General features: G+C 55.9%; 16 protein-coding genes and 1 pseudogene. 12 read left to right on the plus strand and 5 right to left on the minus strand.

Going from position 1 to position 24,976, the window contains the following annotated elements:
* Nucleotides 1-85: 85 nt before the first annotated feature.
* The 3 genes from AC3Y2E_RS18980 (at nucleotide 86) to AC3Y2E_RS18990 (ending at nucleotide 7,251) form a co-directional block, all read left to right on the plus strand.
* On the plus strand, nucleotides 86-4,141 hold the full coding sequence (locus AC3Y2E_RS18980) for a collagen binding domain-containing protein (RefSeq protein WP_379213064.1): 4,056 nt from the start codon (nucleotides 86-88) through the stop codon (nucleotides 4,139-4,141).
* 92 nt (nucleotides 4,142-4,233) lie between these two features.
* Entirely contained in the window at nucleotides 4,234-4,950 is a 717-nt protein-coding gene (locus AC3Y2E_RS18985) for a class D sortase (protein WP_379213066.1), read from the plus strand.
* Between the two features lie 963 nt (nucleotides 4,951-5,913).
* Complete coding sequence (locus tag AC3Y2E_RS18990) at nucleotides 5,914-7,251, plus strand: ABC transporter substrate-binding protein (protein WP_379213068.1); 1,338 nt, start codon at nucleotides 5,914-5,916, stop codon at nucleotides 7,249-7,251.
* Between the two features lie 100 nt (nucleotides 7,252-7,351).
* Here AC3Y2E_RS18990 and AC3Y2E_RS18995 read toward each other — a convergent pair whose 3' ends face one another.
* Nucleotides 7,352-7,897 (minus strand): hypothetical protein, encoded by a 546-nt coding sequence (locus tag AC3Y2E_RS18995; RefSeq protein ID WP_379213070.1) that lies wholly within the window; start codon nucleotides 7,895-7,897, stop codon nucleotides 7,352-7,354.
* A gap of 104 nt (nucleotides 7,898-8,001) precedes the next feature.
* Between AC3Y2E_RS18995 and AC3Y2E_RS19000 the strand changes: the two genes are divergently transcribed.
* Nucleotides 8,002-8,604 carry a TetR/AcrR family transcriptional regulator gene (locus tag AC3Y2E_RS19000; protein ID WP_379213072.1) on the plus strand — a complete coding sequence of 201 codons (603 nt, stop codon included), beginning with the start codon at nucleotides 8,002-8,004 and terminating at the stop codon, nucleotides 8,602-8,604.
* Between the two features lie 279 nt (nucleotides 8,605-8,883).
* Here AC3Y2E_RS19000 and AC3Y2E_RS19005 read toward each other — a convergent pair whose 3' ends face one another.
* The 4 genes from AC3Y2E_RS19005 to AC3Y2E_RS19020 all read right to left on the minus strand — a co-directional run bounded on the left by AC3Y2E_RS19005 (nucleotide 8,884) and on the right by AC3Y2E_RS19020 (nucleotide 13,570).
* Nucleotides 8,884-10,122 (minus strand): BNR-4 repeat-containing protein, encoded by a 1,239-nt coding sequence (locus AC3Y2E_RS19005; RefSeq protein WP_379213074.1) that lies wholly within the window; start codon nucleotides 10,120-10,122, stop codon nucleotides 8,884-8,886.
* Between the two features lie 123 nt (nucleotides 10,123-10,245).
* The gene (locus tag AC3Y2E_RS19010; RefSeq protein ID WP_379213076.1) at nucleotides 10,246-11,754 is read right to left on the minus strand and encodes an extracellular solute-binding protein; all 1,509 of its coding nucleotides are present in this window, start codon (nucleotides 11,752-11,754) and stop codon (nucleotides 10,246-10,248) included.
* Between the two features lie 82 nt (nucleotides 11,755-11,836).
* Entirely contained in the window at nucleotides 11,837-12,700 is an 864-nt protein-coding gene (locus AC3Y2E_RS19015) for a carbohydrate ABC transporter permease (protein ID WP_332074426.1), read from the minus strand.
* Between the two features lie 12 nt (nucleotides 12,701-12,712).
* Nucleotides 12,713-13,570 (minus strand): ABC transporter permease, encoded by an 858-nt coding sequence (locus AC3Y2E_RS19020; protein WP_379213124.1) that lies wholly within the window; start codon nucleotides 13,568-13,570, stop codon nucleotides 12,713-12,715.
* A gap of 410 nt (nucleotides 13,571-13,980) precedes the next feature.
* On the opposite strand from AC3Y2E_RS19020, the gene AC3Y2E_RS19025 reads away from it, so the two are divergent.
* The 8 genes and pseudogenes from AC3Y2E_RS19025 (at nucleotide 13,981) to AC3Y2E_RS19060 (ending at nucleotide 24,891) form a co-directional block, all read left to right on the plus strand.
* Nucleotides 13,981-16,257, plus strand: coding sequence for a helix-turn-helix domain-containing protein (locus AC3Y2E_RS19025; protein WP_379213079.1), 2,277 nt, complete (start codon nucleotides 13,981-13,983; stop codon nucleotides 16,255-16,257).
* 190 nt (nucleotides 16,258-16,447) lie between these two features.
* The gene (locus AC3Y2E_RS19030) at nucleotides 16,448-17,464 is read left to right on the plus strand and encodes an NAD-dependent epimerase/dehydratase family protein (RefSeq protein WP_332074427.1); all 1,017 of its coding nucleotides are present in this window, start codon (nucleotides 16,448-16,450) and stop codon (nucleotides 17,462-17,464) included.
* A 3-nt stretch (nucleotides 17,465-17,467) separates the two neighbouring features.
* Nucleotides 17,468-18,535 carry a dihydrodipicolinate synthase family protein gene (locus AC3Y2E_RS19035; protein ID WP_379213082.1) on the plus strand — a complete coding sequence of 356 codons (1,068 nt, stop codon included), beginning with the start codon at nucleotides 17,468-17,470 and terminating at the stop codon, nucleotides 18,533-18,535.
* Between the two features lie 96 nt (nucleotides 18,536-18,631).
* A complete protein-coding gene (sdaAB, locus tag AC3Y2E_RS19040; RefSeq protein ID WP_379213084.1) occupies nucleotides 18,632-19,321 on the plus strand; it encodes an L-serine ammonia-lyase, iron-sulfur-dependent subunit beta in 690 nt (229 codons plus the stop codon).
* Nucleotides 19,318-20,199, plus strand: a pseudogene (gene sdaAA, locus AC3Y2E_RS19045) (L-serine ammonia-lyase, iron-sulfur-dependent, subunit alpha); the annotation flags it as partial. The gene sdaAB and the pseudogene sdaAA, both read left to right, overlap by 4 nt.
* A gap of 825 nt (nucleotides 20,200-21,024) precedes the next feature.
* Nucleotides 21,025-22,218 (plus strand): M20 metallopeptidase family protein, encoded by a 1,194-nt coding sequence (locus tag AC3Y2E_RS19050; RefSeq protein ID WP_379213087.1) that lies wholly within the window; start codon nucleotides 21,025-21,027, stop codon nucleotides 22,216-22,218.
* 65 nt (nucleotides 22,219-22,283) lie between these two features.
* On the plus strand, nucleotides 22,284-23,630 hold the full coding sequence (locus AC3Y2E_RS19055) for a helix-turn-helix domain-containing protein (RefSeq protein ID WP_190929053.1): 1,347 nt from the start codon (nucleotides 22,284-22,286) through the stop codon (nucleotides 23,628-23,630).
* Nucleotides 23,631-23,985: 355 nt separating this feature from the next.
* Nucleotides 23,986-24,891, plus strand: coding sequence for a Gfo/Idh/MocA family protein (locus AC3Y2E_RS19060; RefSeq protein WP_379213090.1), 906 nt, complete (start codon nucleotides 23,986-23,988; stop codon nucleotides 24,889-24,891).
* Nucleotides 24,892-24,976: the final 85 nt, after the last annotated feature.

A 24,976-nucleotide genomic window follows, 5' to 3' on the forward strand; every position in this document is an offset into this window, starting at 1 on the left:
GTTCTGACGTGCCGTCCTGCGCGCGAGAGGCAGGTTCAGAACAGTCAAAATTCATAATCAGGGTGTAGGGAGACCGAAGGAATTTATGAAAAAGAAAAGAATGAGTGGACTCGTACTTGCATGGTTACTGCTGTTTCAAACTATGTTTGGAGGCACGGTCGCCTGGATGAGCGCCGGTACTTCAGGGAACGTTCAAAATTCCGTGTACGGGCAAGTGACGAACGCGGTGTATGCGCCTCCGGTCGTTAATGCCGGGAGTATCTTGACGAAAATCGTCCTGACCGATCAGAACGGTACGGTGATCGACACCGTCTACAATCCGGGCAGCAGTCTGGACGTAGGGGCAGCCGTAAATCTGGCTTACGAGTGGGAGCTTCCGAACGGCCACGGCTATACGAAGGACAGTATATTTACGTTCGACCTGCCGTCACAGTTTGAAATTTTCACGGATATCAACGAACCGCTCGTCTCCGGACAAGGGACTGTGGGGCATTTTACAGTGAGCCGGGACGGCAAAGTTGTGATGACGTTTAACGATTATGTGGAGTCTCACTCCAATGTGAGCGGCAAGCTGGAGATCCGCACCGAATTTAAGAAAGAAGTCATTAATGGAAGCACGGAAGTTATTATTGCGATTCCGGTAAAAGGCGGCGTGCAAACGGTCATCGTTCATCTGAAGCCGAAAGGCGGCAAGCTGATCGATAAGCAGGGGCAAGCGGCCGGCAAAAACCAGATCGACTGGAAAATTCAAATTAACAAGTCGCTGGATACAGTGAAGAAGGCGGTCGTAAGCGATACGCTTCCTGGCGGACTCGAGTTAATCGCCGATTCGGTTAAGGTGTACCATCTTCAAGTGAACGGCGACGGCTCGGCCGTGACCGGCGCTCTGGTGGACAGCAGCGAATATACGGTCGAGACGAACGGAACCGGCGCGTTTAAGGTGCTGTTCCGCGACGAGACGATCAGCAAAGCTTATGAAGTGCATGCCTCGACGCGAATTACGGGAGACCAGACGAAATTCCCCAATACCGCCGTGTTGTCCGGCGAAGGGATCGCCGACGTGAAGGCTACGGCGGAAGTTACCGTACAGAGGGGCAAGTTTTTGGAGAAGTCGTATAAGGTGGAAGCTGCTACCGGAATCGTAACCTGGACCGTCAAGTACAATTTCAGCGAGAGCAAGATTACCCAGGATAAAGCAATCATCGAGGATCAGTTCTCCGCTAATCATGTATGGGTCTCCGAATCGTTGAAGGTATACAAGGAAGCGACGACGGAGCTGATACCCGCTTCCGCTTACCAGGTAACTCCGACCGCGAACGGGTTCAAGCTGCAGTTCAAGTCCGATATCGATTCGGCGTATACGATCGTGTATCAGACGAAACCGGTCGACCGTCTCACTTCCGAGACGGAAAAAGTAACGAACAAAGTCGTATCGAACGGAACTAACGTTGGAGTAACGGTTCCGGTTCAGAAAAGCCGCGTTTTAGTCAAAGAGAACCGGGGCACGAATTATACCGATTACAAGGACAAAACGACGACCTGGCGCCTCAGCATGAATGAGGATACCAAGCCGGACGGCACGAAGTACAGCATGGACAACGTCGTCCTGACGGATACGTTTCCGAACGGGGGATTGGAGTTTCTTCCGGATTCGCTGAGCGTGAAAGCCGGCGGGATCGAGTTGCCGAAGAGCGACTACACGGTCGAATCTCCGGACCCCCGCAGCGGATTTGTGATCAAGTTCAACAAAACGATCGATAAGACGGTAACCGTTGAATACAAAACGAAATTCAACCTCGGCTGGAAAACGGATAAAACCAAAGGCTTGATCAATAGAGCTTCCGTTACCTGGACCGAAAATGGCAAGTCGTTCGGACCGATCAACAGGGAAGCGACTTTCACCCCTGACGACTATACGAACAATAACGGCAGCAAAGACGGCACGTACGATCCCGTTAACAAAGAGATCACGTGGAACGTCAAGCTGAACTACAATCTGGACCCGATTGCAGGAGCCAAAGTGACCGACGTTCTGGGGCAAAGCCAGACGTATGTGCCGGATTCGGTACGGGTTTACGAGATGACGCTGACCGGGAAGCGGAACGGAGTCGCCAAAGGCAGCGAGCTGCCCGCGGATCGTTATGAAGTGATCGTCCCGTCCGAAGCGAACGGCCATATGCTGACGGTTGTTTTCAAGGACGATCCGCTCGAGAAGCCGTATTGGATTACGTTTAAGACGACGCTGAAAGGCGCGTTGATCGAGCCGGAAATTCACAACACCGCCAAGTTGATGAGCGGAACGGCAGAGGTTGCCAAATGGAACGCTTATGTCAAAGTTCCGAACGGCGGTACGTATGTATCGAAAACCGGCACGCAAAACAATAACAAAATCGATTGGACGATTCGGATCAACGAAGGACAGTCGCACATATCCAACGCCAAGATCATCGATAATCCGAGCCCTAATCAAATTTTGATCGAGGACTCGTTCCGCCTGTACGCGACGAAGGTTAACGCGAGCGGCTATGCGGAGAAGGCCGGATTGCTGATGAGAGACACGGATTACACCTTGGCGATCTCGACGATTTCGGGAAATCGGGAAACGTTCGTGCTGAGCTTTACAACCGATATTTCCACGGCGTATATTCTGGAATACCAATCGTTCATTAACGCTGCGGACAAAGACAAGGTGGAAAACACCGTTTCGCTTGAAGGGGACCGGTTGACGGTAGAAGTCCGCGAAACGAGCAAGGAAATTATCGTTCGCACGTCTTCCGGCTCGGGTTCGGGCGGCGGAGTGACCGGCAGTCTGGAAGTGACGAAGGTCGACAAGGACGATCCGGCCAAACCGCTGGCGGGAGCGAAGTTCGCGCTGTACGACAAGGCGGAGAAACGTGCGCCGCTCGTCCGGACTACCGATGCGTCAGGGAAGCTGCTTTTCACCGGCCTGTTGTATGACGATTATATTTTGGAAGAGCTGGCCGCTCCGGAAGGCTATACGATCGACGAGAAGAAACGGAACGTAACGATCGACTCGAGCATAACCGGCCAGGGAAATACGAAGAAAATCACGGTCACGAACAGCAAGAAGGCTCCACCGGTCGAGCCGACAGGCAGCCTGGAAGTGACGAAGGTGGACAAAGACGATCTGACCAAGCCGCTGGCGGGAGCGAAGTTCTCGTTGTCCGACAAAGAGGGCAAGCGTGCATCGCTCGTGCAGACGACGGATGCGGACGGCAAGCTGCTGTTTGCCAAGCTGCCGTACGGCGACTATGTTCTGGAGGAGCTGGAAGCTCCGTCCGGATATGCGATCGACGAGAAGACAAAGGACGTTGCGATCGGCACGAGTGCGACGGTCCATGTGAAGTTGACGGTCACGAACAGCAAGAAAGCTCCACCGGTCGAGCCGACAGGCAGCCTGGAAGTGACGAAGGTGGACCAAGACGATTCGGCCAAGCCGCTGGCGGGAGCGGAGTTCTCGTTGTCCGATAAGGAGGGCAAGCGCGCTCCGCTCGTGCAAACGACGGATGCGGACGGCAAGCTGCTATTCACTAAGCTGCCGTACGGCGACTATGTTCTGGAGGAGCTGGAAGCTCCTGCGGGTTATGTGATAGACACGGCGAAACATACGATTACGATCGATGCCGAGACAGTGAAAGTCGACAATACGCATAAGGTTGTCGTCACGAACCGAAAAAAACCGGATACCGGGAATCCCGAAAATCCGGGTAACGGAGGCAACCCTGGCGGCGGTGGAAATCCTGGGGATGACGGCGAAGAGCCGAAGGAGCCGGTGACTCCGACGACTCCGGTTAATCCGCCGACTACCGGAGAACCGAAAACGCCGGTAACGCCGACGAATCCTCCGCTCACGGAAGTTCCTGACGAAGAGGTGCCAAGAGGCGGACCTACGCCAAGCCAGCCGCCGAAGGAGGAATCGACGGTGGAAGTGGAGGAGGAAGGCGTTCCGCGAGGCGGACCGGTTCCGGCGCCTACGCCGAATCCGTCCCCGACCCCGGAAGTTCCGGTCTCGACGCTTCCGAAAACGGGCGAGGCGAGCCGTAATCCGTTTTACTTGACGGGTCTTGCCCTTGTAGCGCTCGGTATATGGCTGGGACGCCGGCAGTTGAAATCGAAATAATAGCCGTTGGCTCCCGCGGTTCCCCTTGTCCTGACGTTCCGTCGGGGGAAGGGGGCCGTTTTGTTGGCCGGCCGGCGGAAAGGAGCCGTTTCATGCGGTTGCTATCGTACGGAATTATTTTGCTTGGAATTGTAGTGATGGCCGCTCCCAAACTGATGGAATGGAAGGCGGATCGGGAGGTAAACCGGCTGCTGAAGGAAGCGGAACAGATGGAAGCGGCAATCGCTTCTGACGCCGATCCGCAGCTTAGGGATGGATACTGGCGGCTGTCCAGCTTATTTGAGATGGAGACTCACCGGCTGGAGGAAGAAGGCGGGGGGGCTTCTTCTGCAGAGGCACAGGATGCTTCCGCGCCAATTGCTGCGACCGAATCCGCAGCTGCACCCCCAGCGCCCGCCGCAGCCGACAAACCGAAGCCGCAGCCGATCGCTACGATCGAAATCGCCTCGATCGGGGTGAAGTTGCCGGTGCTGGCGGGCGCGACAGAGTCGAATATGGCGCATGCGGCTGCACATATGACAGAGACGACGCAGCTCGGCCAAGCCGGCAATGCGGCGATAGCCGCACACCGGGCGCGGACGAAAGGCCGGTTGTTCAACCGTCTCGACGAGGTGGCGGAAGGCGATGAGATCGTGGTACGGAAGGCCGGGCAGGAGTATGTCTATACCGTCTTCCGGCACGTCATCGTCGAGCCCAGCGATGTGTCGGTGCTGAATACGAACGGTGACGATAAAATGATTACATTGATCACCTGCGACCCAGTAGATACCGGAACGCACCGGCTGATCGTCCAAGCGAGGATGGAATAACCGGCCGCAACTATGTTGAGGCGAGGCCCATCCTCGCTTTTCTTTTTGGTCGCTCCCGGATGCTGACTGACGCCGCGATACCGTCCTGTGATCGATCCACCCTCGGGTCCTTCGCAATCCTGTACCCCGTGCCTGACCCCCGAAAGCCGGAAAGACCGAAAGACCGAGAACTCGATACCCCGATACAAACCCCAAAACCCCAATGCCCTAAAGCCCTAAAGCCCATTCGTCGAAACCTCTCCATTGCTAGTAGAGCTTGATTATCCGTAGCTTAATTTCTTAGCTGTGGTTTCTTGTTTTTTAATTATGGAAACCAGTTTTCTTGCTTGATAATCCGAATTAGGGCATTTTCAATGTGTGGAACAGCCCGATTGTGAAGTAATATTTCGTGAAAATCGGTCAAATTAGTCGGAGTATAACGATCGTTTTTAGTGCGGGCTGAGATTTGGGAGTTTCACCGAAAAAGTGCTGATGTACATAGGTTTTTCGCGTTTTCTTGTCTGTGATGTACATATTAAATTGTTGATTGACTGACGATTTTTTTTGAAGTATAGTCATTTTAAGCGGATTAGAAAACGCTTTCAGTAAGAGGTGTTTTTTCTGATAGACATGTTTCGAGCAGGGATATAAATTACTTTGTAGATAGGAACCAGAACGCGCTAAAATAGCGGCGTGCACGGCCATGTTTTCCTAAAAAAGCGTGGGAGCGCTCCCTTTTATGGGAGATAAACACCAGAATTGTGAAAATCTTTTTAATGTGAAATGGGAAAGGGTAAGTTTTCAGCCCAAGCTGACTCCTTTCCGCTAGCAAGAAAAGGCTTCGTTATAAAAACTGCTTTTATACCTTAGCTGGAGGTGATCAGGGTTCGGCAATAACTGCGACAGAGGCGGCTTCGGCGAAGCTGCGGCTGGATATCGCAACAGGCAAGTGCAAGTATGCAAATTAAAGAGGGAGGCCGGGATATGAGAGCAACTTCGTTCAAAATGAAAGGAACTGCTTTATTTCTGTGTTCGGCATTATTGGCTGCAGGCTGCGGCGGTCAGCAGGGCGGCAATCAGGGGGGCGATACGGCTGCGCCGCCTCCGGTGAAGAAGAAAGACCCTTATGAGATGTCGATCTACGCGCCGGGAGTGAGCGCCAAAGAATTCGACGACAGATGGAGAAAAACGCTGGAAGCGAAGTTTCCGCATATCACGTTTAAATATACGACCAGCGGACAAGGGAACAGCATTGCGGAGCTCGTGTCGCGCGGGGAAATCCCCGATCTGTACAGGCTGGATATTCCGACGATCCGGACCAATTATTTGGATATGGGACTCGCCTACGACTTGCGCGATTTGATCAAGCAGTACAAGTACGACATGAACCGTTTCAATAAAGTGTTTACGCAAGAAATTATCGACGTAATCGGATCGGGTGAAGTGTATGGCCTCCCGGTACCGCCGTATTTTCCGCAAGTGCTGTATTATAACAAAGATCTGTTCAACAAGTTCGGAGTTGCGTATCCGAAGGACGGCATGACGCTCGACGAAGTTTACGAGCTCGCCAAAAAGATGAGCCGATCGGACGGCGGTACGATATACCGCGGATTAAGCGCCAATACGATGGCCTTTATGCGCGACAATCCGATGTCGCTCCCGATTCTGGACCCGAAGGTGGACGGATTGTCCGGTATGGACAAATGGAAAGGGCTGTTCGAGACATTAAAACGGTTCTACGATATTCCGAACAACCAGATCGCCAAGACGGTCGCGGACGAGAACAACGCGTTCAGCAAAGGGAATGTGGCGATGCAGATCAATCAGCACAACATCTACCTCATCATACCGCCGGAAGTAAACTGGGATATCGTCTCAGCTCCGCTGATCAATGGCGCTCCGAAAATGATGGGGCAGCGCGGGCCGGCTTACTGGGCGATTACGAATCAAAGCAAGCATAAGGAAGATGCGTTCGAGGTGATGATGGAGATGCTGTCCGACGAAATCCAGATGCAGGATTCCAAAAACGGCATTCCGACGACTCTCGTGAAAAAGGAAATTATCGACGCGCTCGGCAAAGATCATCCGGTCTACGGCACCAAAAACATGAAAGCGCTCACGACGCTTCCGCCGATTCCGGCAACGCCGAAACGGGACCCGGGGCTGGTGGACATTGCCCTCGGAACGCAGCAAAATACGATGTCTGGCCAGTTCCAGAAAGTGGCGACCAATCAGATGGACATTAATTCCGCTTTGCGGGAAGCCGACGAACTGCTGAAGAAGGCAATTGCGGCGGAGAAGGAAAAGCAGGGGAAAAAGTAGGGTTAGACGATACTCGCCTGATCCGGGATGAATGGGGGACGGCCGGCTGACAATCCGGCGGCCCCGAATGGCTGTTCGCCCAACATCAAAAGGCGCGCTCTCACGAGCTTGCGCCTTTTTCCTTTTTGGGCCAGATCAAATAGCTGAAGGCGAAGGCAAGATCGATCACGAGCACGATCGACCAGACGCGGATCGTACCGGATAACGCAGCCGTGCGGCTATCGTCGCCGATAAACAAAACGATGGCGAATAACAGAACTACACCGATGATCCACGCGACGCCATGACGGAGCGCCTGGCCGATCTGGTGGCGGGCGTGAGCCGAGCCGTACTTTGGCGCCTTCACCGGCTCCGGTCCTCCGGCAAACCGGTGCGCAAACCGGACGTCCGCCCATCTCACCATCTGATGGCCGAAGGCGATGGAGACGCCGATATAGATAGCGGCCGCGCCGTGAGCGACACCCGCCGTGGCGCCGTTCCGCAGGTCGATCACAGTGGCGATCAGCAGGGCGAGGTCGACGAGCGGTGTGCACAACAGCAGAAGGCCGCCCAGACGTTTGCGATTCCATACGTACCGGCACAACAAGCCGGCGAGGACGAATACCCAAAATCCGATTTCACAAGCGACAATAAAGGCTGCAATCATAGGAAGCAAACTCCTTACACGTACGACTTTTATTTAATACAACTGTACTACAATGTTATTTTAGCACGGTTGTATCATAAAAACAACGGTGATATAATCGACTCATGCCTAAAATAGTCGATCATGAGAAACGTCGCGTTTTGCTCGCGGAAGCGGCTTGGCGCGTCATACGCCGCGTCGGAATAGACGGGGTGTCCGTCCGCAACGTAGCGGACGAGGCGGGGATGTCGCTTGGTTCCCTGCGGCACTATTTTACGACCCAGTCGGAGCTGCTCGCCTTCTCGATGCGGCTTGTTTCCGATCGGGTCTACGAGCGTATAACGAAAACGTCATGGTCCGGGGACCCCCGTCAAGATATGGAGAGCATCATTGCGGAGCTCGTGCCGCTGGACGATGAAAGGCTGGCGGAATGCGAGGTGTGGATGGCTTTCGCGGGCAAAGCGGTGGCCGACCCGGCATTGAAATCGTTGAACCGGGAAATCTACGATTCCCTGCGCAATCTGTTCCGCATGTTTATCGCCACCTTGGCGGAGAAGGGAATGATGAAGCCCGGCGTGAACGAGGAGCTGGAGGCGGAGAAGCTGTTCGCCATGGTAGACGGTCTCGTCGTACACGGCGTCATCTGCCCGGACGAGGTTACGAGAGAGCGGATTACTGCGGTCGTGTCTGATTACTTCGACCATTTGCTGCAGCCCGGACCGAGCTGATAAAAAACAACAAACGAACGCCTTGGAGTCCGGGCGGCATCGTTTGTTGCGGAGAGGCGTCTTGCGATTCTCCAGAAAAGCCGGCTAGCGGCGGCTCCGCGGGGACATGAGCGCCTTGATTCGGCCAAAGCGGACCGATTGCTGCTTGGCCTGCTTGGCTTGTGCCGGGGCTCTTGTAGCGGGATCAACCGAAAGACCGTCCGGAAGCACAACGTCCGGACGGTCCTCTTGGTATGCAATTCAAGGCGTGTCCAATCCAGAGCCGGGCATACTTGCCTGCTATCGGTGCAGACTTTCCCCCGGCTTCACCAGCGTCATCTGAAGCGACGTCCGGTAATCCGTAAAGTGGATGTAATCGCCGCTCATCCACAACAGAAGTGCCTCGTCGTCGCTGTAGTTACGGGCGAGGAACGGCCGGACCTGATTCGAGGACGAGCCCGACGTAACGGGGGCCGACGTCCATGTCCGCCCGCGATCGGCCGTGTGTCGACGCTCAATCTCGAACACGCCGTTCACCGGGCGGGACAAATAAACGGTGTCCGGGCTCCGGGAATCGAGGACGATGCCTCCGGAGTAATACGTTTCCGTTTCCTTTTTGCCTTCCGGCGTTTGCGGAAACCACGCTCCGGCGGAGGCAATTTCATTCGTTTCCCATCGTCCGCCGTTCCATATGCTGTAATAGTAACGATGATCCGTCTCAGAGACGAATACGGCGTACACGATGACCGGATGGCCTTCCCGGTCGAACGAGACGTCCCAGATCCAGGCGTTGCGGCCTTCGGCCTTGCCGTCGTAGACGACGTCAAGCTCGGACAGCTTCAAGGGCAGCCCGGAGGCGGGCTTCACCTTCGTGCCGTCCGCTTTGTAATAAGCGCCGTCGCGGTAACGGGCATAGTAGATGCTGTTGTGCGGCTCCACATTCGGATGACCGTCGGTAGAGGCGAAATGAATCGTATCCTCGCCGTTCGAGGCATAACGGATGTACGGGCGCTGCCCTTCGTCCATAATCAGCGTTTGCGCTTCGGACCAGTCGTGCTCGTACAACGAGGAGCTTACGCTAAAGTTCGGCTTGAAATTGCCGCCGCGCCAAAATAAATAAAACAACCGCTCTTGGCGCAAATAAATCGGGGTCGGATACGTATACCCTTTCTTTCCTTCCGTATTGGCGGGCAGCAGATGCTCTGCTCCGAGCGAGGACAATTCCTCGCTCGTTTCCGTCGTCCGGTAGTACATAGCCGATCCGTTGTGCGCCGAATAAAAGATCGTGATCCGGCCCCGGTCGTCGATATAAAGCGAAGGATTGGCATGATCGTCCTTCTGCAGCCCGGGCTTTACGACGACCGATTCGGCCGCGCCCGTGCGATGGTCGTAAACCCCCGCCATCACGTCCCCTTGCGCGGTAAGCCAGCCCACGTACGTTCTCCGGTACTTCCCTTCATAATAAACGGCCCGGGGATCAGCGAAAAAGCACCAGGCGCCGTCGGCCGCAAATTGCGCGGAAAAACGCTCCTCCATCATGACTTCCTCCTTGGATTCGATAGATCGTGTCCTTAGGCTGCGCAAACCGGAACGCCATGAAGGTAGGCAGCGGTGCTCCCCTCATGGCGTCCTTTCCTCATTATTATAAGCGCTGGGCGACGATTAGCGAAGCCTGTCGTACGCTTTCTGCGTAATTTTCATCAGCTCGTCCAGCCCCAGCTTATTGGCCTCCGCGACATACTGGTCCCACTGATCGAGGCTGCGTTCGCCCAGAATGAACCGGGTCAGCTGCTCGTTGCGGTGTTTGTCGATGGCCGCTTGCAGCAGCGATACGTTAGCCAGCTCGTCTTCCGCATATTGCGGCTTCACGCGGTAGATGCTGTCGTGCTTGCGCGCCTGCGTGTAAGCGTCCCGCTGCTCCTGCGTTGCCGGAACGAGGTGGGCGTCGTAATCGAACCACATGTAGGTGGCGTTGGTCGCCAGACCGGTCTTTTTGCGAACGTCGGTAACGTCGAGATATTCCGCACGCAGCTTCTTGTTTCCGTTCTCGTATACTTCTCCTTCTTTTCCCCAACTGAGCAGCTGTTTCGCTTCTTCGCTGTAGAACCAGTCGTAGGTTGCGAGCGCCTGCTTGATTTTCGGGGAACGGGAGGAGATCGCCAGGCCCGATTCGAGAACGTGCGTATACGGATTCACCTTGAAGCCCGGAACGCCTTCCGGAGGCGTCATGTAAGCGAGATTGAAGCTTGGGTTCGTCTGGCGCATCGGAATGTTGAACAGGTCGAGACGGCCGATAAAATCGAGAATGAGGAACGTCTGGTTGTTGGACACCATGTTCTGCCACTGCTGGACGTTAACCGTCAGCCAATCCGGCGGCATTAACCCTTCCTTATGCATCTGGTGGAAAAATTCGATCATCTTCTTAAAGCTGTCTTCGGTAGGGCCGTAACGGGCCTTGCCGGTTTTCTCGTCGAGGAAAAACGTGTTATGGGTGCCGAACTGGGCGGCGGTGAAGCCGAGAATCCCAAGGTTGCTGCCGCTGCGGAACGAGAACGGATAGCTGCCCGGATACAGCTCCTTCAGTTTTTTGGCGACCGTAATCAGCTCGTCGTAGTTGGTCGGAGCGGCCAGGCCGTGCTTCTTGAACACATCTTCGCGGTACATCCAGATCGAACGGTTCGTCTCGCCAAACCCTTCGTTAGGCAGCATATACATCGCGCCGTTGGCGGCGAGCGACGACTGGGTAATCTCCGGGTATTTCTTCATCCATGCCTGCAGGTTCGGCATGCTGTCCTTGTACTCGAGAATGTTGACGAGCGCCCCCTGCTGGCCGAATTTATTGGCGTCCAACCGGCTGGAGAAGTAGGTGACATCCGGCATATTGCCCGAAGCGATATTCAGATTGATCGTATCGTTCAGAGCGCCCGATGGAAGCTGGACCTGGAAGCTGGCTCCGGTTTTCTCCTCGATCCATTTCCAGACCGGCCAGTCTTTGTTGTAAGGCCAGTTCGGGTGGTCGGCCATCAGCAGGGTGAACGTGTTTTTCGATTTCTCCGCAGGAGTCCCGCTGCCCTCCGTCGCTGGAGGCGTTTCCGCAGCCTTTCCTCCGCATGCGGCCAGAAGTGAAGCGCATAAAGCGATGATTCCGGCGGACGTATACCCTTTTTTCATGAAGCAACCTCTCCTTTTTTTAGGTCGATCTGTTTGTTTCCCCATGCCATGCCAGTGTGGAAAGATAAGTCTGGATGTATCGTTACCCCTTGACCGCCCCGATCATTACGCCTTTGACGAAATATTTCTGCAGGAACGGGTAGATCAGGAGAATGGGAACGGTGGATACCATAATTGTCGCGTACTTGAGCGATTCCTCCAGCACGACATTGTCGCCGATCGCCGCTGCGTCGGCCTGATTCACCTGGCCGGCCAGCACGATATTGCGCAGGATGACTTGAAGCGGGAACAGATCCGGATCGCGCAAATACAGCAGCGGCAGCATAAAGTTGTTCCATAGCCCGACGGCGTAAAACAGCCCGATCGTTGCGAAGACGGCTTGAGACAAAGGAACGACGATGCGGAAAAACACGCCGATATCGTTCAGGCCGTCGATCCGCCCCGACTCCTCCAGCTCGACCGGAATGCCGGAGAAAAACGTGCGCATAATGAGCAGGTTCCAGGTGCTGACCGCTCCGGGCAGGACGATGCCCCACACCGTATCCATCACGCCGAGCTCCTTCACGACGAGGAACGTCGGAATCATCCCGCCGCTGAAAAACATCGTAAAGATGATGACCAGCGTAAAGCCGCGATGAAACAGCATCGTTTTTTTGGCGAGCGCGTAAGCGCCGAGGGAAGTGATTACCAGCGAGATCGCGGTGCCGAGCGTCACGTATACGATCGTATTCCAGTACGCCTTGCCGATGCGGGGATCGCTCAGCACCAACTTGTACGTTTCGAGCTGGAAGCCTTTCGGAAACCAGCTGACTTCCCCTTTGAGCACGTGAATGCTGCTGCTAAGCGATACGGCGCCCATATGCACGAACGGATACAGCGTGACGACGACGAGGCCGAGCAGAATGATCGTATTCACTACGGAAAATAACGTAATTTTGCGTTTCAAGCAAATTCCTCCTTACCACAAGCTCGTCTCCGACATCCGGCGGCTCAAAGCGTTGGCGCTGTAAATGAAGATCAGGCAAATCACTCCGGTGAACATATCAATGGCGGCCGCATAGCTGAAGTTGCCGTTGATGAGTCCGGTCCGGTACACGTAGGTGCTTAAGATGTCCGCAGTGGAATAGGTGGCCGGATTGTACAGCAGGAACACCTTCTCGAAGCCGATCTCCAGAACGCGCCCTACGTTCAGAATGAACAGGATAATAATCGCAGGGGCGATTCCCGGAAGCGTCACGTTCCACAGCTTGTTCCACCGGCTGGCGCCGTCGATATCGGCGGCTTCGTACAGAGCCGGGTCGATGGAGGTGAGGGCGGCCAAATAAATGATCGTCTCCCAGCCCACATGCTGCCAAATTTCCGAGGTGACGTAAATCGAGCGGAACAGTTCCGGATTGACCATAAAATGAATCGGAGTAAACCCGAGTGATTCGATAATTTTGTTCACCATTCCGCCCGAGGGGGAAAGGAACATGATGACCATACCGGCCACGACCACATTGGAAATGAAGTGCGGCAAGTAGCTGACCGTCTGGACGAACCGTTTGAACAACGCATGCTTCACTTCGTTCAGCAGCAGGGCGAGTAGGATCGGCGCGGGAAATCCGAACACCAGCTTGTACAAGCCGAGCAAAAACGTATTGCGCAGCAAAATCCAGAAGTCCGGGCTTTTGAAAAACATTTCGTAATATTTAAAGCCGACCCACTTGCTCTCCAAAATGCCTTTGTACAGGTTATAATCTTTAAACGAAATAACGATGCCGCCCATCGGCAAATATTTGAAGATCAAATAATAGAGGAAGCAGGGCAAAAACATCAGCAGCAAATATTTGCTTTGCACCGCTTTCTTCCATATCGTACGGCCCCGTTTCGGCTTGAGGGGCGTGTGCGCTTCCGGCCATTGGGCGGCGGCCGAGCCGGCATTGTTCATCTGCAGGTCCTCCCGTCTTTCTATTGGTGTATGTTGCCCGGCAGGTGCAAGCGCTTGCACCGTTTCTGACGCCCTTATCTTAGCATCGCCGGCCACCGGAAGGAAACGATAGCTATTCCGTATCTTCCACCATTTTGCGAAATCCGTAAATAAGATCAGTTTTCGAAAAATTGCATATTCCGTTTTAACGCGCCGCCCTTTCAGTACGGGGCTTTGTCATGTATGATGGTACATACAAGTAGAGAAAGAACAGATCGATAACATCCTGTTTTTTGCCCGGGGGTCGAGCAAGTGTGATGAAGTTTTTCAGTTTTCGCTCCAGAAGGTCTTCGCTGCTGTTTAGGCTGCTGCTCGGATTTTTGACAGTCATTGTACTTCTGGCTTCGCTGTATTTTTTCTCCTATACGATGTATCAAAACCATATCCGCAGCGAAATTATCCGGTACAACGAGCAGAACATCCGGTTCGCCTCGGAACGGTACGAGGAGCATTTCCAACTTATTCAGAAGCAAATGTATGCGCTTTATTTCAGCGAAAACGTAACGCGGCTGCGCAACAGCTCGGGGAACTCGCGGTTTGAGCTGTACGATCTGGTCAAGCAAGAGATTACGAAGGTCGTGGGCAATCCGCTGATGCATATCGACAACGTCTTCCTTGTCTTTAAGGACAACCGGCTGATGGTGAGCAAAGCGGGAACGGCGGAGCGCAGCGTCTATTTCGAGAAAATTTATACGAGCAAAGAGTATCCCGGCTCGTTTTGGCAGAAGCAGTTCAGTCAGGCGTATACATCGCGGCTGTATGCGGCGTCCACCTTTTACGAGAATCCCTTTTTTGAAACGGGGGAAGCTATTTCCAAAGGCGAGTTTTATCCGTATGTAATCAAGCATTGGCAGTACGACGATTTCTACATCGTGGCCATGCTCGATGCGGACAGGCTGTATAACGCGTTCCACCGGTCCGTCAACCCGAATTTTATTATCTACGATCAGCAGGGAACCGCCGTTTACGCCAAAGGGGATATCCCGGCCGGCATGCCGCAGCCGGAGCTGAAGCCGGACGGGGACGAGGCGAGTGTGCTGGTCGATCATACGTACTATTTTACGAAGTCGGGCGGGCACAGCGGATTTACTTATATGAACATCGTTCCGGTCTCGAGAATGTTCGAGCAAATCTCGCAGCTCAATCTGATCCTGCTGTCCCTGCTTGCGGCCGCGCTGCTTGTAAGCGTCTTCTTCTCGATTATGTTCAGCGTGCGCTTCAACCGTCCGGTCAGGCAAATCGTCAATTCGATCCAGCAGGCGGACGGGAAGGACGTCTCGATTCCGACAGGAATCCCCGAGTTCGAGCTGATCGGCCGGAAGCTGGACGATATGCAGAAGACGAACGCCCGGATCGAGCAGGATCTTGTGCTCAAAACTACGAAGCTGGAATCGTACGGATACATCAACAAGCTCAAAAAAATATACGACGGCCCGCACGGAGCGGGGATGGACGCGTTGTCCGCCGATTCGTTCCGGTTTCTTGTGTTCGAGATCTCGTACAAACCGCTGTTCTGGGAAAACATGCAGGACGACCCGGACCGGCTCACCTACTTCATCCGGGAATGCATCAACCAGGGAATCTCCTCCGAATTCCCGCGTTCGCTGACGCTGCAGATGGAGAACCGCCAGATCGTATCCGTTCTGAGTGAACCGGACGATGCCAAGCTGGAGATGTGTCTGGAAAGCTTGCAGGGCATGTTCGGCAACGATGCGGACTATTATTTCTTTACGATCGCCGTATCGCCGGTGTATCCGCAATCGTCGGACTTTACCGGGGCTTACGAGCAGACGGTCCGCCTGCTTCAGGAGCGGATGCTGACCGAAGAGACGCAAGTCGTCCGGGAGGCGTCAGGACGGCAGACGTCCTCGCTGTTCACCCAGGCGCAGGAGCGGCAGTTCGACGAGAATCTTCAGGTAGGCAACGCCCAGGAGCTGCTGCATTTGCTCGACCGCCATCTGTCGCTGATGGAGCGCAAGGAGGCGTCGGTCCGCCAATACCGCGAATTTGCCGCCGATATCGTGCAGAAGGTGCGGAAGACGATGTACGCGCTCGGGCTGAAAGAACGGGCGGCCGAGCAGGCGATCGCGGAGACGAATCCGATCGACGGCTTGTATTCGGGCCGGCAATACCGGATGTTTTTCAGCCGGCTGATCGTCGCCTCCTGCGAGGAGATCCGGAGCATCCGCAAAAGCGGGGACCCGATCATCGAATTCGTCACCGAATATGTGCAGACGAACTTTGCTCAGGATATTACGCTGGATATCGTCGCAGAGCAGCTCCATATTACGGGCGGGTACTTGTCGACGTATTTTAAGGAGAAAACCGGAGAATACTTTGTGGATTACATTAACGGCGTACGGATCGGGGAGGCGAAGCGGGCGCTTCTCGAAACTGATCTGAAAATTCAGGACGTCGCTTTGCGCTCCGGCTATCAGAACATCAATTCGTTCAACCGGATGTTCAAAAAGTTCAGCGGGTTGTCGCCGCGGGAATACCGCAAGCTGCACCTGTCTCCGGACACGCAGGTTTAGGGCGCGGAGGCGAATCCGGCTGTTTCGCCGGCCGGGGAAGGCAAGGATCGCATGGGGCGAATGGAATCGCTTTCGGGACGGGGCGCGGCTGGTGTTTAATAGACATTTAATAGACTTGTCTTTTAATCTGCGGATGCCTTACTCTTAGAGTAAGCACTTTATCCATTCCGAAAAGCGAAGGGAGTCCTGTATGAAAACAATTGCTGAATTAGAGGCAAAATTGGCGGAGCCGTCCGAGGCTCTGGTAAAAGACATCGCGGCGATCGACGGAGACATTATGCTGCTAGGGATCGGCGGCAAGATGGGACCAAGCTTGGCGAGACTGGCTCAAAATGCATTAAAACAAGCAGGCGTGCACAAAAAAATATATGGAGCTTCGCGCTTCTCCGACAAAGAGCTGAAAGCCGAGCTGGAAGCTGACGGGATCGAGACGATCGCCGTCGACCTGCTGGACGACAACCAGCTGCAGCAGCTGCCTGACGTCAAAAACGTCATTTACATGGCCGGCAACAAGTTCGGAACGACCGGCAACGAGCATTTCACATGGGCGATGAACTCGTACTTGCCCGGCCGCGTAGCCGAGAAGTACAGAAACTCCCGCATCGTCGTATTCTCGACCGGTAACGTATACCCGCTGACCCCGGTATTCTCCGGCGGAGCGACCGAAGATACGCCTCCCGGAGCGAACGGCGAGTACGGCATGTCCTGCCTGGGCCGCGAACGCGTATTTGAAAGCTTCTCGCACCGTTACGATATTCCGATGGCGATCTATCGTCTGAACTATGCGATCGATCTTCGTTACGGCGTATTGCTCGAGATCGCCAAGTCGGTCAAAGCCGGCCTTCCGGTCGACGTCTCGATGGGCCATGCCAACGTCGTATGGCAGGGTGACGCCAACGAATGGGCGCTCCGCTGCCTGAACGTGTGCAGCACGCCTCCGGCCGTGTTCAACATGTCCGGTCCTGAGACGCTGTCGCTTCGCTGGGTGGCGAACGAGTTTGCCAAACGTCTCGGCGTAGATGCGAACATCGTCGGACAAGAATCGGATACGGCACTGCTGAGCAACTGCTCGAAAGCGCACAAGACGTTCGGCTATCCGCGTGTCACGATCGCCCAGATGCTCGATTGGATCGCGGATTGGGTAGCGGCGGACGGCAAAACCTGGAACAAACCGACTCACTTTCAGGAGAGAGAGGGGAAATATTAATCCATGAGCCGCAAACCTTTAAGTCCGGAACAAGTGAAGGCGCTGCATGACGGCTTGGTCATTCCGGCGCAGCCGCTCGCGCTTACCGAAGAGCGGAAATTGGATGTAAAGCATCAGCGGGCGCTGACCCGTTATTATATTGCGGCAGGAGCAGGCGGCGTCGCCGTAGGCGTACATTCGACCCAGTTCGAAATCCGCGAACCGCAGTATAACTTGTACGAGCCGGTCCTTCGTCTGGCTGCCGAAGAGGTGGACCGGGCGAAGCTGGACCGTCCTTTCCTGAAAGTCGCCGGCATATGCGGACCGACCGAGCAGGCGCTGAAGGAGTCGAATATCGCGGTCGGGCTTGGCTACGACGCGGGCCTTGTCAGCATGGGCGGTCTGAAGGACTGGACCGAAGAGCAGCATCTCGAGCGGATTAAAGCCGTCGCGGAAGTAATTCCGGTTATCGGTTTCTATCTCCAGCCTTCGGTAGGCGGACGGATCTTTAGCTTTAACTTCTGGCGTCAACTGGCCGAGATCGAAGGCGTCATCGCGATCAAGATCGCTCCGTTCAACCGGTACCAGACGATCGACGTCGTACGTGCGGTCATGTATTCGAGCCGCCGCGACGAGATCGCCCTGTATACGGGTAATGACGATAACATCGTAAGCGATTTGCTTACGACGTACCGCTTTAATGTAGACGGCAAGACCGTTGAGAAGAAAATCGTCGGCGGATTGCTCGGACACTGGTGCGTCTGGACGAAAAAAGCGGTCGAGCTGCTTGAGGAAGTGAAGCGGGTTCGCAACGACGCGACACTGTCCGCGGACTGGAACACCCGCAATATCGAAGTCACCGACACGAATGCGGCGTTTTTCGATCCGGCCCATAACTTCGCGGGCTGCATCCCGGGCATTCACGAGGTGCTTCGCCGCCAGGGCCTGATGAAAGGAACCTGGTGCCTGAATCCGCATGAAGTGTTGTCCGAAGGACAATCGGAAGAGATCGACCGGATGTACCGCGATTATCCGCATCTGAACGACGACGACTTCGTGAAGCAGCATCTGAACGAATGGCTGGCAGATTGACAAACGAAAAGCGGACAGTATAACTACTGTCCGTTTTTGTCCGTTTCGAATACAATAACAGTAATACGTATAACGCGGCGAATGAGGGGACTTGCGATGCGATTCAAAGACGTTTTTTCGATTATCGGTCCGGCCATGGTAGGGCCTTCGAGCTCCCATACGGCGGGCGCGGTCCGGATCGGGCGGGTGGCGCGCCATATTCTCGGCGAACTGCCCGAGAAAGCGGACATTTATTTTTACGGCTCATTTGCAGATACGTACCGCGGACACGGAACGGATCTTGCGATCGTGGGCGGGCTGCTCGATTTCGAAACCGACGATCCGCGCATTCCCTCTTCGCTGACGATTGCCGGACAGCTCGGTGTTGACATCGCATTTAAGGAAGGCAAGGGGCATTTTCCGCATCCGAATACGGCCAAGATCGTCGCCCGTGCCGGAGATCGCGAAATCACGGTGATCGGCGCCTCGATCGGCGGCGGCAACATCGAGATGCTCGGAGTTAACGGGTTCGACGTCAAGTTTACGGCGATGTATCCGACACTGATCGTGTTCCATGAGGACCGGCCGGGAATGATTGCGGATGCGACCCGGGTGCTTAGCCGTGAAAACGTGAACATCGGGCATATGTCGGTTGACCGGAGAGGGCGGAGCGGCGAAGCGATCACCGTGATCGATACGGACAGCTCGCTGACCGGCGACGTCATTCTCGAGATCGGCCGGCTTAGTACGGTACAGGATGTGCGTCTCGTCGATTTGACGGCAAAAAGGGGGGACGATCCGGCATGAGATTTCGGACGATGCAGCAGCTGGTGGAACTGTGCGAGCGGGAAAACAAATCGATCGGCCGTCTGATGCTGGAGGAGCAAGCCAAGGAATCCGGCAAGGACGAGCAGGAGCAGTTCCGCAAGATGGCGGAGTATTATGCCATCATGAAAGAAGCGGTACACAAAGGACTGACCGAGGATACGACCTCCCGCAGCGGGCTGACCGGCCGCGACGCCCAGCGGGTGAAGCAATATATGGAGCACAATGAGGCGGCCGTCGGCGACGTGGCGGCGGAAGCGATGGCGAACGCGCTGGCCGTATCGGAAGTGAACGCGTCGATGGGCCGTATTATCGCTACTCCGACGGCGGGCTCGTGCGGTATTATTCCGGGCGTATTCGTCAGCTCGCAGAAACGGTTCGGCTGGGACGACGATACGATGACGTATGCGTTGTTCGCGGCTGGCGCGATCGGCTTCGTCATCGCCAACAATTCGTTCGTCTCCGGCGCCGAGGGCGGCTGCCAGGCCGAAGTCGGCTCGGCGATCGGCATGGCGGCCGGCGCGATGACGGAGCTGCGCGGCGGCACGCCCGCACAGGCGGCTCACGCCGTAGGGCTCGCGCTCAAAAACACGCTCGGCCTGATCTGCGACCCGGTAGGCGGGCTCGTGGAAGTGCCGTGCATCGTGCGCAACGGCTTCGGCGCGGTGAACGCGCTCGCCGCGGCGGACATGGCGCTGGCCGGCGTACGCAGCGTCATCCCGTCCGACGAGGTGATCCAGGTGATGCTGGAAGTCGGGACGAGCATGCCGGAGAAGCACCGCGAGACGGCCAAGGGCGGACTCGCCCAGACGCCGACCGGACAGAAGATTATGGATCAGCTGTACCGCAAAGGCGCGCCGAAGCAAAAGTCGGGCGAGTCGGCCCGCAAAGGCGCCGAAGGAGCCGGCATCGCCGGCGGCGCGAAGGCGGAGACGGAGCAAGGCGCAGCGGCGGCGTCCGGCACAGGGGCCGAAACGGCCGATGCGGGAGCCGGCAAGCCGACGAGCTGAGCGCGGCGACGTCCTTTGGAGGGGCAGGCGGTTGCGTGAAGTAAAGCGGCGCGGGGTTGCGACGGCGCAGCTTTGAACAAAGCCGACAGCCGGATGAGTTTGCGCTAGCGTGTGGCTCTGCTTTGACGGCCCGGCCGCTGTGTGGCGTTTGTATGCCGATGCGACCCCGCTCAGGCCCGGGATGAAGGAGATAAGAGCGGTTTGCCCCTCTTATTTCCTTCAAATCGAGGCTTAGCCGCCAAATAAGAGCGGTTTCAGCCTGCTATTTGGCGGCACGGGCTTCCGAAAGCGGCTTTTTAGAGGAAATCGAGGTTGCAAACGACTCTTATTTTCTCATTCACCTGTATCAAGCGCACAATAAGAGCGGCTAAAAGCTCTTATCGGCTGCCGTCTCCGCACAGTTCTCCATAGATTTGCCTGCAACGGTTCTCCGATCGCGCACGTGAGGAGACTTTTTGCTGCATTTGAGGTAATATTTTGGAAGGGGTGCCGATCCCGTAAGTCGTGTACAAGCACGCTGGCGATTTGCCCCGGATACAGTGCCGCCTCCTGCCGGTTGAAAGAACGGTTGTTGGCGGATTCCTGTGTACCGCATGCTGAAAGCCGAATATGCGGCGCCGAAACGGCGGCCGCTTTATAATTCATATACTGATGTGGACGGAGGGACCACTGCCGATGACAGAAGCGACATTACTGCGTCCTTTACTGGATGCGGGCGAACGGATGGAGCAGGATCTGGTCGATTTCCGGCGCGATCTGCACCGCAACCCCGAGCTGAGCCTGGAAGAGTCGGAGACGGCGGCCAAGGTGGCGGCTCGTTTGCGGGAATATGGCTATGTAGTCAAAACCGGCGTAGGCGGTCACGGTGTTGTGGCCGAGCTGGCCGGGGACAAGCCCGGCAAAACGATTGCGCTGCGGGCCGATATGGATGCGCTTCCGATCCAGGAGGAAAGCGGCGTCCCGTTCGCCTCGGAGCGCAGCGGCGTTATGCACGCGTGCGGTCACGACGCGCATACGGCGATACTGCTCGGAGCGGCGCGTATATTGATGGACCACAAGAACGAGCTCGAGGGGAACGTGCGGTTCTTGTTCCAATCGGCCGAAGAAATCAATCAGGGCGCCCGGATGATGATAGCGGAGGGCGCGCTTGAAGGCGTCGACGAGATTTACGGTTTGCACAATCTGCCTACGCTGGCAGCCGGCAAGGTGGCTACCCGTTACGGTTCGCTGATGGGTTCTGTCGACCGCATCGAAATCGCGCTCGAGGGCAAGGGCGGCCACGGCGCGATCCCGGACCAGAGCATCGATCCGGTCGTCGCGGCGTCCGCCATCGTGATGGGGCTGCAGACCGCGGTTAGCCGCGAAATATCGCCGTTTGACCCGGTCGTCGTGACGATCGGCAGCCTGCAGGCGGGCGACACGTACAACGTTATCCCGCACCGCGCTTCGCTGGTCGGTACGATCCGGACGTTCTCCCCGCGCGTGCAGGCGTCGATGAAGGAGCGGATTACCCGCATCGCAGGCCAGATCGCCGAAGCGTACCGCTGCAAAGCGGAGGTTACCTATACGGAGATGACTCCGGTGCTGGTAAGCAGTGACGAGTGCGTGGCGCTTGTAGAGCAGACCGTGGAGGCGGCGATTGGCACGGCCAACCGGATCGAGGCGGCGCCAACCCTGGCGGGAGAAGACTTCTCGCTTTATTTGCAGCAGGTGCCGGGATGCTTTTTCTGGCTGGGGTCCGGTCCGGAGGAAGGCGCGGAGCGCGCGTACGGACTGCATCATCCGAAGTTCACCATCGAGGAAGCATGCTTGCCGCTCGGAGCTTCGCTTCTGGCGGCCGTAGCCTTGAAGCGGTTAAGCGGCGGATGAAGCCTGAAACCGGCTCGCCGGCTGCTTAACGAATCATACGACATGACAGGTCTGGAGGCTGGATTATGGCCGAAACGAACACGGCTCCATTTCCCAAAGGTATCGCCATCGGAATTATCGGTCCGGAGCAGCTAAGAGAAAAGATGGAGCATTGCCTCAAAGGCTTTCCGTCGTTTGATCCGGTAACCCGCTTGTTCAGCCGGGAGGATGAAGCGCCGGAGCTCGCCAAGGAGCTGATGGATCATGTGGAAGTGATCCTGTTCTCAGGGCCCGTTCCTTACCGGATGGCCGTTCAGAAGCTCAACTTCAAAATACCGGTGCATTACGTAAGGCTGTCCGGTACCGGGTTGTACCGCGCTTTGTTCCGCATCGGACGGCGGTTCGGCCTGGAGGAGATGTCGGTCGATACGTTGTCCAAGCAGTCGGTGGAGCGGGCGTTCCAGGAGCTCGGGGAACCGTATAAAGAGCTTGTTCATTACCCGGGGTCCGATCTTGCGGCTAGCGGGGCGCTTATCGATTTCCACACCGAGCAGGTGCGCAGCGGCAAGGCGAAGGCGGTGCTGACGAGCGTAGGGGCCGTATCCGCGGGGCTTTCCGAGAAGGGCATCCCGAACGAATGGGTGCTGCCGACCGATCAGGACATTATCGTCGCTCTCGAGCGTTCCCTGCTGTCGACCGAATCGCGCCGCAGCAAAGAATCGCAGATCGTCGTCGGGTTTATCCATGTGGACGAGTTCGACCGGCTGGCGAAGAAAAAGGCGTCGGAGCACGAGGTGCAGCGGCTGAAGCTGGACATTCACCGGATGCTGCTCGGGTACGTCGAATCGCTGGACGGGCATTTGACGCATCTGGGCGGGAACGAATATTTGTTTATTACGACGCGCGGCATCTTCGAACGCGAGACCGGCGGCTACAAGTCGATCCCGCTGGCGCGGGTCGTCGAAAAATATTACGGGCTGTCGCTCAGCATCGGCATCGGCTTCGGGCGGTCGGCCAACGAGGCGGGCACCCATGCGCGGCTGGCGCTGCGCAACTCCAAGGAAAGCGGCGGGGATATCTGCTTTATCGTCCGGGAGGACAAAAGCGTGATCGGTCCGCTGGAGATGACGCACCCGCACGAGTACGACCTGTCGCTGATCGATGCGAACCTGCTGAAGCGGGCGGAGGAGGCCGGGCTGACCTCGGGGTATTTGAGCAAGCTGGTCGCCCACGTTACCCGGTTCGGCAAGACCGATTATACGGCGCAGGAGCTTGCGACTGTGCTGGACGTTACGGTGCGCAGCACCCACCGGTTTTTGCTAGCCTGGCTCGATTCCGGCCTCATCGAGATTATCGGCGAGGAGAAAGGGAAGTCGAAGGGGCGTCCGAAGCAAATTTACCGGCTGTCGTTCTTAAGCGAGCTGGTCCGCTAACCCGGGTCCGGCGGGAATGGATGTTCGTGCGAATGAACAAAATCGTAAAAAAAGATTATCCCGATCAAAAGAAAAGGCAATAATTCTGCAGCCGGTCTTGGTATAGTTACTAGAGAGGTAGTTCAAAAAGTCCACTTTTGATCACGAAGCAGATCAGGATGCCTGCTCGACATCGAATATGGAATTCAGCCGGAACTTCCGGTGCTCACGTAGCTCTCACTACGCTCCGCACCTCATTTCCTAGCTTCATCCCATCTTCTCGGTGCTGAAAACCGGACTTTTTGAACACGCACTAAAAGAGAACGGACCTGCAGCAAGCTTGTTCGGATATTTTGAATATAGGGAGGTGCGTTCCATGTCGAACGCATTAAAAATCGGAATTATCGGATTGGACACTTCGCACGTTACCGCCTTCACCAAATTGTTGAATGATCCCGAAAACGCTTATCACGTAGCCGGCGGCAAAGTCGTCGTCGCTTTTCCCGGCGGTTCCCCGGATATGGAGCTCAGCATTTCCCGCGTGGAAGGGTTTACGAATACGCTTCGCGACGAGCTGGGCGTAACGATCGTAGATTCGGTCGAAGCGGTAGCCGAGCAAAGCGATGCGATCCTGCTGGAATCGGTAGACGGACGTGTCCATTTGGAGCAGTTCGCCAAAATCGCGCCTTACGGCAAACCGGTATTTATCGATAAGCCGCTCGCCGTAACGTCCGAAGACGCCAAGCAAATTGCGGAGCTGGCCAAGAAGCACGGCATTCCGGTGATGAGCAGCTCGGCGCTCCGTTATGCGGAAGGACTGACTTCCGTGTTGGGCGACGACAGCAAAGGAGCGGTGATCGGTATCGACGCGTTCGGTCCGATGGCACTGATCCCGACGCAGCCGGGTTATTTCTGGTACGGCATTCATACGGTCGAGATGGTATTCGCAACGCTCGGCAAAGACTGTGTCGATGTGACGGTCACAACGAACGACGACCACGATCTGATCGTCGGACGCTGGGCGGACGGCCGGATTGCTACGATGCGCGGCAACCGCAAAGGCAACAATACGTTCGGCGCCGTCGTGCACCGCGAGAAAGGCAGCCAGTTCGTCGACGTATACGCTCATCCGAAGCCGTATTATGCGAGCATGCTCGAGCCGATTATGGCGATGTTCAAAGGGGAAGGCCCAGCGATCGACTTCGAAGACACGGTGCGTCTGGTTCGCTTCATCGAAGCGGCTAACGAAAGCCGCGAAACCGGGAAGACGGTTGTGCTGTAACGATAGCAGGCAGCAGGCGGGAACATGATGCCAGTCATGAACCCGCTTTTTTCTTGCACGGATCTTGTCATCCGCGGTCTGGCGC

The sequence above is a fragment of the Paenibacillus sp. MAH-35 genome (assembly GCF_058135425.1).